The organism is Paenibacillus hebaui, from assembly GCF_051934385.1.
Lineage (GTDB): Bacteria > Bacillota > Bacilli > Paenibacillales > Paenibacillaceae > Paenibacillus.
In genome coordinates this window covers 5,703,612-5,715,850 of the sequence record NZ_CP196836.1, presented here as the reverse complement: position 1 = coordinate 5,715,850, position 12,239 = coordinate 5,703,612, and the positions used below count along the sequence as shown (strand labels likewise).

Here is a 12,239-nt window from a genome sequence, read left to right as displayed (position 1 = left end):
AGGCCTAGCAGCATTCAGTTCTATAATACACTCCCAGGTACGCCGGAAAACGAGAAAGAAAAAGCCCTCATTGAACATGCAGATGCTATCGAACTGGTATCTAAGCAATTGCGTACAGACGGTATCAATCTTGAAGAGGAAATGTTATGACGAAATATTAAAAAATAGGAGGTTTTACTATGTTAAAGGCGAAAAAGGTCTTTTTGCCAGTATTAATGATTTTGTCTATTTTCTGTTTAAGTTTATCTCCAAATTTGAGTGTTACAGCACAAGCGGATAACAGCCAAAATATTGCTGTAGTTATAGGTAATGAAGCCAAGGAATTGATCGATGCAACGCTACATGGAGTAGAAGAAGGTGAAATTGAGAATATCGCCCCTGTGTCTGCTTTTGATTTGGAAAAATCGAGTGTGTACACGGTTGGCGGTGGAGTTACGGTTGTTACAGTTCCTTTGCATGGGGATTATAGCCTTCCTAGTAACGTAACAGTATTTTTCGATGAGGATAATACCGTATTGCAGACAAATGAAATGTTGGTGACCAAGAATGAAGCAGGAAACTTCCGAGTTGAGACGTATTTGAATGGATCAGTTGTTAAATCCGTGGACACTGACAGACCTTATATCACAGATGAAGAAATACTTGCAGAAGAGCCAGTTAACTCTGGAATTCAACCGCAGAGTGTAGGCGCAGTGGCAGGTTGTCTTGGAGCAGTGCTTGGCATTGGTGGTACGGCGGCTTATATTATTGCGGTTGCGTGCGGTGGTTCGTGTGCAGTACCGACACCAGTGACTGCTCCGATATGTGCTGCATGTATTGGTGCATATGCAGTTCTTGGTGCTGGTGGTATCGCTGGAGCAGTAGCTTGTTTCAATTACTTGTGAGGTGATTTGATGAACAAGATTTTAGCGATCTCGATTTTGGGAATGGGTTTAACAGGTGCCGTTTTAATCATCTCAATTGCTCTGTTGTTTAACCCCCCAATAGGAAATGTGTTGAAGATGGTTACTGCTGCTTCAACATTATCTTTTATTATATTTGCTGTCTCGGCTTTGGTATTTCGTCGGCGATTAGATGATGAAGAAAGAGAGTAATATATGTATACTTCCTCAATTTAGGACGAATGATTCCCAGTAGCAATCATACAATGTTTCTACTCAAGAAAAGCATCTCCTTCAGGAGATGCCTTTTTTTTCTGCTTATCTTCAGAAAATAATGAAATATATCCCCTCTAACATGCATTCTCCCCTACAAGCATCCATGCCAGAAAATAGAATCTTCTGTTTTAAAATATATAGAGTTTGTTTCTATTGAGCTGTGTCCGGCTCTAACCTCAAATATCTTACTAATGCCCTTGATCATCTCATAAATCTGATCGATTCGCCTAACATTCTCCGGTTCATTTTCTTCAAGCTCCCTGGCTTTACGCCCACACCCACTGTTTTCCCTTCATATCCAGGTACGTGATCGCTGACCCGCACTTGGGGCGTCCTGGACTACGGGAGGAGCCCTTTTTAGTGATTTAAATACTCCATACGTAAACATATATTTAACGAAGATGAATTTATTGGGTATTGGAGTTGTACCGACAGGACGTGGATGAACAAGCAACTACCTGATGAATGAGAGCTTCATCTATCCAGAAGAATAAAATTGAGAAAATACTTCAACAGGAATTAATACAAATATGACAGCAAAAGAACAGCTTAGAATAGCACAATTGAGGAAGCACCAATCAACTTACGTTTTTCAGTAGACCGTAAAATAAAATTAGATACGTACGGACGTTGGTCCACTGTGACCCCTACATAAATTAATTGAGAAATGTACTTCAAATCTCCCCAATGAGCGGCCAACTGTAACTGAATTTATTTTCACTATGTTTAATGGCAATAATCCAGGTGGAAGGAATCCATTTTTGACGCTGTCGTTGATTCAATCGAAGGCACTCCTTCATTCATACCGGAAATCCCATTTCATTCTATAAGCGTCGAAATCCCTCTTGATTAACATCATGGTCTTGATTAAAATGAAACTATAAAAATTATTTTCTTAGAATATTATAAAATTATAAAAATAATTTTCAGATAAGGGGCATGTCCATGGCAGCCATATTACATGCGTTGCAGCAGGAACTGAATAATCTTCCATCTCAGGAGCGATGTATTGCAGAACTCATCTTGCAGTCCCCGTCCGATATTCCGGGCTGGACTATTAACCATCTTGCGCAGCAGAGCGGAACGAGTGCGGCTACGGTAACCCGCTTTTGCAAGTCATTCCATTTCAAGGGATTTCCCGATTTCAAAATGAAGCTTGCGGCAGAATTGTCCCACTCTTCCAATGAAACTGCGTATCAGGACATTGTGGCAGGCAATCCTTTATCCAAAATTGTGGAAGCCATTGAAGCCAACCACCTTGCCTCCATTGCAGATACTACCCGCTTGCTGGATTTGGGCCGACTGGAACATGCGGTTCAATTATTGTGTGACGCTCGTCGAATCGATCTGTACGGTGTCGCAACCTCATCGATTGTCACGCAGGATTTCTATCAGAAACTGGTGCGGATCGGCAAAAGCTGTACAGCCTTCTCGGATTCACATATGCAAATCACATCGGCCTCCTCACTGGGTGAGGGGGATGTGGCTATGGCTGTATCCTATTCGGGAGAAACGCCCGAGACCATTGATGCGCTGCATTGTGCCAAACAGACGGGAGCCTCTACCATTTCGCTGACTTCTTATGGGAATAACAAACTTGCTGCGGTGTCAGATATTCCGCTGTTTACGTCTTCACTTGAGGAAGGCATGAGGCGTGGAGATATGGCTTCACGCATAGCATTGCTGCATGTGGTGGATATTTTGTTCACAGGCATGGTGAGTGCCAACTTCGACCGTTTTATCCCCAAACTGGAACAATCGTATCACAATGTACAGTCCTATCGCGTTCAACATAACGGAGGTGCCTAACAAGATGAAGATGAACATACGTATTTTTGAAAATGAAGAAGATTTGAATGCCACGGGTGCCGGGATGATCGCCAGTTTATTACAGACGAAACCACGTGCAGTACTGGGTCTGGCAACGGGAAGTTCTCCAGTGGGCATATATACACAGCTTATTGCCTTGTATCGCAAAGGTTTAGTTAGCTTCGCGCATGCCTCTTCCTTCAACTTGGATGAGTATGTCGGTCTTCCGGTAGAACATCGGGAAAGCTATCGTAGTTTCATGAATGAACAATTGTTTCATCACATTGATATGGATCTCGCCAAAACCCATGTACCGGATGGACAGGCAGTAGATCTGGAACAAGAATGTATTTCCTATGAACAACGTCTGGATGACCGTGGACCTGTAGACCTTCAATTGCTGGGCATCGGACATAATGGGCACATTGGCTTCAATGAACCTGGGACTGAGCTTACAGGACGGACACATGTCGTGGATCTGAAAGAAGAGACAAGAAAGGCGAACGCACGCTTCTTCGACAGCATCGATGAAGTTCCGGCTCAGGCCATTACGATGGGTGTAGGTACAATTCTGAAAGCCAAACAAATCTTGCTGATCGCTCGTGGTGAGGCAAAAGCGGAGATTATTCGCGAAGCCTTTATGGGACCGATTACAACAGCCTGTCCTGCATCGCTTTTGCAATGTCATCCCAATGTGGTGGTATTGCTCGACCGTGCTGCAGGGAGGTTGGTGAAGTGAATGCATCGGATATAAACGTTACTATCAAGGAGAGTGACCGAACCGTTTCTCTTCTTCGGGGCAAAATGGTGCTGCCTGAAGGCATCGTGGAAGATGCCGTTCTTGCCTGGAGACAGGAGAAAATTCTCTATGCGGGGTCACCCGAGGGACTGCCCCAACATATTCGACATGAAGCGGTATCGCTGCCTGTACCTGAACAGGGTGTCATCGTGCCTGGATTTATTGACATCCATGTGCATGGCGGTAATGGAGAAGACTTCATGGACGCAAATCCGGAAGTGCTTGATAAGATCACCTCATTCCATAGTACACAAGGGACCACAGCGATGCTGGCAACATCCATGACGGCTCCGAAAGAGCGCCTGGATAGCGTTCTTGTTGAAGTCGACCGCTATCGTTCCGGTTCAATGCAATATGCACAGTTGGAAGGTGTACATCTGGAGGGACCTTTTTTTAGCCCAAAATGGCCTGGTGCGCAGAACCCGGATCATATCGTATTGCCTAATGTGTCCTGGCTCGAAGCATGGGAGAAACAATATCCTGGTCTGATTCGTCAGGTTACACTGGCACCAGAACGTGAAGGCGCGCTGGAAGTCATTGCGTGGTTACGCGAGCAGCGTATTACGGCAGCGTTAGGTCACACCGATGCGACCTATGAAGAGGTTCAGCAGGCGGTTGAAGCGGGGTTGCACCATGCGGTGCATACATTCAATGCCATGACACCCCTACATCATCGGAATCCCGGCGCTGCCGGAGCGGTGTTGAGTGATCCAAGAATTAGTGCAGAGGTAATTGCCGACGGTATCCATGTGCATCCTGCGGCGATATCCATCCTGGCTCAACTGAAGCAACCTGTCGATCAGCTTGTGCTGATCACGGATGCGATGTCCGCTGCGGGACTGGATGACGGAGAATACAAGATTGGCGATCTTCCGGTAATCGTAAAGCATGGTGAGGCCAGACTGAAAGACGGTGGTGCACTGGCTGGAAGCACACTGACAATGATTCGCGGTTTCCGCTATCTCGTGCAGGAGGTAGGCTTGAGTCTGAATGCAGCTTCACGGGCAGCCAGCCTGACCCCGGCGCGGTTACTCGGTATTGATCATCGGACGGGTTCCTTTGCTCAAGGGAAACAGGCGGATATTGTTTTGCTGAATGCGGAGCTGGATATTGAAGGTGTGTGGGTGAAGGGCAAAAAACTTGAAATTTCTGTGGAATTATCCGATAAATAAATATCAGGATCGAACTTATAAGGAACGGTTAACCAGTATATAGGTTAGCCGTTTTGCTATGACTAGATGGAGAATAAAACGGAGGAGTATATATTCAAAAGTTAAGAGATTTTTATGATTTTAAATTGGAATCTTTATTCTTGGGTTCGTATTAGAGCGTGTCTTCAAACCTAATTTAACCATAGCAAAATAGAAGCCAGGGTTAAAAAGACTCCAAACATCCAGGATAACTTATCATATCGTGTAGCCAGCCTGCGATAGTGCTTCAATTTGTTAAATAAACATTCCACGAGATGGCGTTCTTTGTACAACCACCAATCGCACTCACGCTGAATTTTGCGATGTTTTCGGTTTGGAATGACCGCCTTAGCTTGCTTCTCATCGAGGAGGTTTAGAATGTTATTCATGTCGTATCCTCGGTCAGCAATCACGTTCATCCCTTGAAGTTCCATCGACCTAAGCATTTGATACCCTGTTACGCAGTCATGACGGTGACCGCTGGTTAACTTGTAACGAAGCGGGTTACCAAGACCGTCGACAATGGCATGTATTTTTGTCGTTATTCCGCCTCGGGATCGCCCGATCGCCTGGAATTGCTGCCCCATTTTGCGCCCGCTCCATGTTGGTGGATGCGAACGGTCGTTGCATCGATCATGATGTTTTCAAAGTCAGGTGTGATGGAAACATGTTTCAATATTCCACCCCAAATTCCGGCAATCTACCAACGTCTGAAACGCGTGTACACGGTTTTTCATGAACCGTAATGTACAGGCAATTCACGCCATGGTGCTCCAGATCTGGCAACCCAAAGCATGGCGTTCAGCATCGTTCGATTATCTTTGGCAATTCGCCCTCCCTGAGGTTTTCGTTCAGGAGGTGGCAGATGTTTAATTTGATCCCATTGGTCGTCTCGAATTTCGTATCGTCTTTTCATACACGCTCTAGTTGCTTTTCTTACGAAGTAATATAGTTATCTTTTGGGTAACTGAGAACCTCAATTGGAATTAGCAAGTTATAATGTCACAATATACATTAATTAAAGAACCTAACTTAATTAATCTTGTGCTGGAAGATAAAATTTTTTTCGTTTTTGCTTATATTGATTTCTTATTATATTCTTGGATTATTACTATCTTATTTATAAGCTAAGTATCTTTAAAGAGAAAAACAAAAAACTGATATTCGAGAATATAATATACTTGGAAAGGTTGAAAAATCTTCCAACGATTTATGAGGTTTTTTGGAAGTTTGGACTGAGGAGTGTATATACAGGTGTGCTAAATTATAAGTAGTTTCAGAGAAGGATACATCCTAAAAATTTGTTGATTTAAAACGATTATGCTACTTTCTCCTTGTTTGACCAGTTTAACTGTAATCATTAATGTAGTAGGGATACTTGAGATGAGATGAATACTGATTTGCTTATTCAACTTTTCCTGATTTTTCAACTAGTAATATACTGTGTTTTTCCTCAATGAATTGAGGAAAAAAGATATTGCCAACAAACGTAAATTGAGTATGAATCTTAATTTTACAGTACAATATTTTTGTGCAACATAATTGAGTTATTTAAGAAGTTATAATTAGAAGGGGAGTATTTCTTATGTTAACAAATAAGGATAAGAAAGAAAAAGATGTGGAAGTATATATAGGGGCTCGTGACCTTAAAGATCAGATAGATTTAATTATGCCTACGTATGAGCTAATGAAAGAACATATTGAAACGATCAGAATTGCTACAGTAAAAAATGTTGAAACTTTAAAGGGGAAAAATGATTATCAGTTAGATGATTTAAGTTCAAAAAAGGAAATCAACAATACCATAGGCATTTTTGGAGCAAGGGGAACAGGCAAAACCTCTGCAATTCATACTCTCAGAGCCCACTTATCTGATGAGAACCAGAGAATGTTTAATATTATTTTACCGATCATAGAACCTGACAATTTTGGTGACAATACAAAAATTATGGGTTCAATTGTTGGATTATTGGAGAAAGAAGTGGACAAGTTATTAAAGAAGATAGAGAAACAAATGAGTAATGCAGGGAAAGAAGGAAAGTTCTCTAAATATTTCAATAATTGTGTATTCAAGCTTAATAACCCATTACGCCTTAAAATGAACGAATTAATTGAGTATCATCTGTATACGGAGAGCGAATATAGAATGTTACTTACCCAAAATTATGACGACTTAGCCACGCATATTAAAAAATCTTCTCGGATGTTAATTCCTGATATAGAATTCAAACATAAACTACGGAGCCTTGTAGATACACTTATACATACACAACAAGAATATAATGAGCAACAAGCTTTTAGTGATGTACAAGGAATTCTTCTATTTATTTTTATTGATGATATCGATTTGAAAACGACCAAGACACGGGAGGTGGTTGATTCTATTTTACAATACGCCAATCACCCTAATATAGTGACTGTACTTTCAGGTGATTACGATATTTTAACAGAATCTTTGACGACCGCGCTTCTCCAAGATGAAAATTTGCATCTTAGTAACTTGTATCCTAATGCTAAATTCAGAGCTAAAGCACAGCTAACTTTAGACAAAGGTGAAAATAAGTATACAGATATAGATATTAATAACATGACTATATTACAACGGAAATGGAACCTGTCACATGAATATTTAAAAAAAATTATCCCGCCTGCTCGTCGTCATCAATTGGTGAATTGGAATACAAGCACAATTCCTTATTTTTCATTCGGTGAATTCACATTAATGTCTCAGTTAAGTAAACTGATGGGAAATGAAAGTATATTTTCATATGTAGAAGAATCGAAAAATGATAGGGAGGGCGAAGAATTACCGGTAAAAAACAGTTATGTTATATTTGATAAAAAACCTAGAGGCTTGGTGAATGTGTATTATCACGTTCATCAGATTAATGAATTTACATCAGGCAGTTTATATAAAGAGTTGTCAAAAGAGGAGCAGGAACGAAGACTTTTTCAGATGGTCAAAGCTTTAGTAGACACCATTATACTATCCTCTACTGAATTGGCCGTTAAACAGCGTGAATTTATGGATAAGTTTTTCCGTTGGGGAGATCAAGTTGAAAGTACTTTTATTGATTATGAAGCAGCAACTGGAAATGATCAAGACATCATGCTGGCAGTAACGTTAATTGGAGAATTGGTTCGTTCTTTGTTACCGAAAATACGTTTCAATGAGACTTCATATAACGATTTAAAGAGGGCCGTATTTGAACGACTCGGAAAGATTAAAATTAATGAAGAAATACCATTACCTTATAGTAATTATCTATATTATTCACGGAAATACTATTTATACTACGTTGTACTAGGTATTACCGCACATACTAAAATAAAAACAGGAATGCTTTTGATAGATGAATTATTAACTCAAACGAAGATGGAATCTTATTACTATAAAGATTATTTCTCAGATGAACGAATTGAAAAAGAAAGATTTGTCTTTATGTGTATATTTAGAATAACTCAAAAGGATAATACTTTTTTACACGAATTGTATTACAAGTCATATAACGAAGATATTAATGAAATAACTGTAAGCTTAAATTTTCTGAATGATGTATGCTCAACTTCTTCTAGGTATTCCTTTGTTGAAAAACTATTCCAACCAGTCTTATCACAAGTGGAAACAGGAATAAAGTTACTTGGTGAACTTTATAGCAATTTTGATACAACAGAAATTTCCGATATGTATATGGATGTTGATGCAACAAAAATATTAATCATTAACACGTTGGTAAGAGTGATGTATGAGCCGGAAATATTTAAATTTTTGGATGATATTAAGTTCAAATCCAACAAAGATTACAATACGCTGATAAAGATTAACAAAGAGAACAGTGAAATCGATTATTATAATAGAACTATTAAGCAATTAATAGATAAAATAATTAAGAAAATAGGAACGGATTTTGTACAGAAATTAAAACAGGGGAATTATAATCTGCAGTTTTCACCGAACTTTGCTTCTGGATATAAAAAATTCCAAAATAGTATAAGTGGCGGAGATAAGACAATATACAGTATAGCAAAAGAAAAAATCAAAAAAATAACAAATTTTGGTAATGAAATGAGTGTAAATAATTATAAGGCTATATTCTCTCAAGTTCAACAATTATCACAGAACAATCGAGTGTGGTATGGCCGAATGGAGGCAAGCAGTTTTCTAAGTACCTTAAGGAATGAAGTCTACTTTAATCCTCGCATGTTATTCATGAATGAGCCTGAACAGTACTATCTATTAAGGGAGCTTGCCGTACATTTACAGAGAGTTAACCCATCTATACAGGAAGATCAGGAATATCAAGTAGCCAAAGAGATTCTACAAAAACAACTTGAACAGGCCTTTGAAGATGTTAAGTCCGGTGTTCAGCGAGATTTAGAGCAAATTGGACAAGATTTAACAGCTATTGAGCCATCTGGAGAAGAAGATGTTGAGAAAAATTAATCTTTTACTTAATGTGGCTCTGTTTCCCTTTAAAGATTTAGCGTTTTATGTACAAAAAGAAAATCATGTATTGAAACTTGCAGAAGGAATTAATACAGAGAGGGGTTTACTTGAAAGCAAAATTTTAAGGAAGAGTCAGGAGCAGCTGTACAGAATACTTCATACCAACATGCTGTTAAAATGTAAGCCGGGCAGTCTGGATGAGATCAACCTCATGCTTGAGTCATTCTATCCATTCTTCTCAAATATCCATTGTGGACTGGACATAAGTATCTACAAATACTATTTTAAAATTTTAGATTCCTTTGCCAAGGCTTTTATCTCTCATCGTGATGGAGAAATTGTGTTCAAGTACTGGAAGAATGGTCGGAATGAGAGAAGCAATACAATATATGATGGATTCTGGTCAGAATATAAGGAATTAGACAAAGTCCACTTTTTTCATACTCTTAGCCGTCTAATTCCAATGGATCTTTTGGTTGCAATCCATTATTCAGTTAATAAGATTGAGGATTCTGAACAGCTGACTGGAGTGTATCAGCACATTAATCTCGCAGATGCCTCGCTGCATGATGTTATGCAAAGAGGTGTCTCTGAGAATCACGTACATGCATCAGCAGCATTTAATTTTTCTTACTTATGGCAATTGGTGATGAATAATAAAGAGACTGAACAGTTCTTAGCACGCTTTGAAACAAATCATTTGGCTGTTTCGACGGAAGTTCATACTTATATCCTTATAGCTCAGATTCTTAGAATGATTTTAGCCCAGTATTTATCTGAGGTTGAGAGTTATCAAAATCCAATAGGTTTATTGGAATGGCTTGAGGGATACCAAGATTTAGATGATTTAGGGACACTGAGAGCGATTTTATCAGAACAGACAGTTGTATTCGAGGAGACAAATGAACTGGCCCAAATAATTGAGCAACTAAAAAAACATTTTGGCTTAGATGACGGAGATAGGAAACATGATATACTATTTTCTATCTTCAATTCACACCAACATATTAAGACCTATGCAGAGAACATTTTTTTACAACAGGTCATGATATTTAAAGATAGGATTTATAGCGATACTCGTATATTTGATCAGTTTTTCTCTCCATTCTTTAAATACATTGCAATCAAGAATGAATTTTATCAGCAAATTACACAATCGACCTCGATCAAGGGGCTTGATTTTTTTAGATCATATTTTGCTAGGGCTACTCGTGGGATTAATAGAAAGGAAGATTATTATTCCAGTCTCCTTAGGACTTTGTTTCAGAATGCTTATTTAAAGAAAGTTGAAATACGGATATCTATCCATGATAAAGAGCAGAAAATTAAGCAGGAAATCATGCAGGTACTTAAAGCTTATAAATCCATTCTCGAGGAGGATTATAATGTTAGAAGTGATATTGCTGCTGAATTCCCTAAGATAGGTATTGTTTACCATCTACTAAAAAAATCTGATGATACGGATAAGTGTTGGAGTAGCTTTGTTTTTAGTAACGAAAATACCATTAAGCATCTTCATTATGGTAAGGTGCAACAAGCTTATCTTCATCAAGTTAAATTAATGACTGATTTGCGCAAACGAATCCCTCATTTGTCCAATTTTATTGTTGGACTTGATGCAGCAAGTTTGGAAAATAGTACACCTGTTCAAGTATTTGCCCCTGTGTTTGAAAAAGCGAGAAATAGTGATCATGATTCAATTAGAGTTGTTGATCAGAATGGATTTCTTTTGAAAAATCAGAGTCTATTCTTTACATTTCATGCTGGAGAAGATTTTAGGCATTTGAATTCTGGTTTAAGGCGGATTGATGAGGTTATCGATTATTGCAAGCTTCATTCTGGCGATAGAATCGGTCATGGTATTGCCCTAGGAGTGGATGTATCAAGCTGGGTGCATAAAAATAAAGTTGTAATTTTACCTCGAGGGGAATATTTAGATAATCTGTTATGGATTTGGGGTGTTTACAGTAAGTTGGCAGATCTCGATTCTAAAACATATGTTTATTTAGAGCAAAAGATTTATACACTTGCCAAATCAGTTTTCCGAGTAACGGCAGGATTAACTGTTCATTTACTATATGAGGTTTATCAGAAGAGATTTAACGATGTATGTTTTTCAGTCGATGAAGCGAGAAAAAGTGCTTATCCTATAACACAAGAGAAACAAATCACTCATCAATCTACTGTGTGTGTTCATGAGATGCATATGGTCAATTTATGGAATAGTGATACGTTACTGTTAGCTTACCACTGTCAGAGCTATTTGAAAACGATGATGGAGCCTGTCCACATGAACACCACGGGAGTTGAGGGAAAAATGACTGAGGATATGCAAGATTACCTAGTACAAAAGATCGCTAGACAGGGTATCATAGTAGAGGTTAATCCTTCATCTAACGAAGCCATCGGTGAGATGGATTCCATATTTGGCAACCAACTATTTAAATTGCAATCTCCCACAAATGACGATCTTTCCAATATTCAGATAAATATCAATTCGGACGATCCAATGGTTTTTAATACCAATGTGAGTAATGAAATTGCTTATCTGTATTATGGAATGCTGGAGAGAGGTATTGGTAGAGAGGCTGCGTTGACTTGGATCGAAAAGTTGAGAAAGTCTGGAATGGACACCTCATTTATCCGGGGAAATATTAGTAACGTAGATTATATCCGTGCACTGGATTCTGTTATAGACGCATTAGATGCCCCTAGTTACTCAAATTAAAATTCAATATTTCAAATTACAAACACTGTATTATTCTTGGCCCCTGTAATGTGTTAAAATAGATCTCAAAAAAGACGGGATCTGCGGATCACGCGTAACGGAGGCGTGA

The 12,239-nt window shown here is 39.0% G+C and carries 8 protein-coding genes and 1 pseudogene; 7 read left to right on the top strand and 2 right to left on the bottom strand.

Annotated elements, in window-relative coordinates; translation table 11 throughout:
• The first annotated feature begins 179 nt into the window (after nt 1-179).
• The 5 genes from ACR32F_RS25930 (at nt 180) to nagA (ending at nt 4,937) form a co-directional block, all read left to right on the top strand.
• Nucleotides 180-884 carry a hypothetical protein gene (locus ACR32F_RS25930; RefSeq protein WP_440112172.1) on the top strand — a complete coding sequence of 235 codons (705 nt, stop codon included), beginning with the start codon at nt 180-182 and terminating at the stop codon, nt 882-884.
• 9 nt (nt 885-893) lie between these two features.
• Nucleotides 894-1,094, top strand: a complete 201-nt coding sequence (locus ACR32F_RS25925; protein WP_440112170.1) for a hypothetical protein — start codon at nt 894-896, stop codon at nt 1,092-1,094.
• A 1,008-nt stretch (nt 1,095-2,102) separates the two neighbouring features.
• On the top strand, nt 2,103-2,966 hold the full coding sequence (locus ACR32F_RS25920) for a MurR/RpiR family transcriptional regulator (protein WP_440112167.1): 864 nt from the start codon (nt 2,103-2,105) through the stop codon (nt 2,964-2,966).
• A gap of 10 nt (nt 2,967-2,976) precedes the next feature.
• Nucleotides 2,977-3,705 (top strand): glucosamine-6-phosphate deaminase, encoded by a 729-nt coding sequence (gene nagB, locus ACR32F_RS25915; protein ID WP_440120015.1) that lies wholly within the window; start codon nt 2,977-2,979, stop codon nt 3,703-3,705.
• Nucleotides 3,702-4,937: an N-acetylglucosamine-6-phosphate deacetylase gene (nagA, locus tag ACR32F_RS25910; protein ID WP_440112165.1), complete on the top strand. Its 1,236-nt coding sequence runs from the start codon at nt 3,702-3,704 to the stop codon at nt 4,935-4,937. The genes nagB and nagA overlap by 4 nt, the downstream gene beginning before the upstream one ends.
• A 170-nt stretch (nt 4,938-5,107) precedes the next feature.
• Here the strand turns inward: nagA and ACR32F_RS25905 are convergent.
• Both ACR32F_RS25905 and ACR32F_RS25900 read right to left on the bottom strand, forming a co-directional pair.
• Nucleotides 5,108-5,557, bottom strand: a pseudogene (locus ACR32F_RS25905) (IS5 family transposase); the annotation flags it as partial.
• Between the two features lie 131 nt (nt 5,558-5,688).
• Nucleotides 5,689-5,871 (bottom strand): transposase, encoded by a 183-nt coding sequence (locus tag ACR32F_RS25900; protein WP_440112162.1) that lies wholly within the window; start codon nt 5,869-5,871, stop codon nt 5,689-5,691.
• A 669-nt stretch (nt 5,872-6,540) separates the two neighbouring features.
• Between ACR32F_RS25900 and ACR32F_RS25895 the strand changes: the two genes are divergently transcribed.
• Nucleotides 6,541-9,399 (top strand): P-loop NTPase fold protein, encoded by a 2,859-nt coding sequence (locus ACR32F_RS25895; protein WP_440112159.1) that lies wholly within the window; start codon nt 6,541-6,543, stop codon nt 9,397-9,399.
• Nucleotides 9,383-12,130, top strand: a complete 2,748-nt coding sequence (locus ACR32F_RS25890; protein WP_440112157.1) for a hypothetical protein — start codon at nt 9,383-9,385, stop codon at nt 12,128-12,130. The genes ACR32F_RS25895 and ACR32F_RS25890 overlap by 17 nt, the downstream gene beginning before the upstream one ends.
• Nucleotides 12,131-12,239 lie beyond the last annotated feature (109 nt).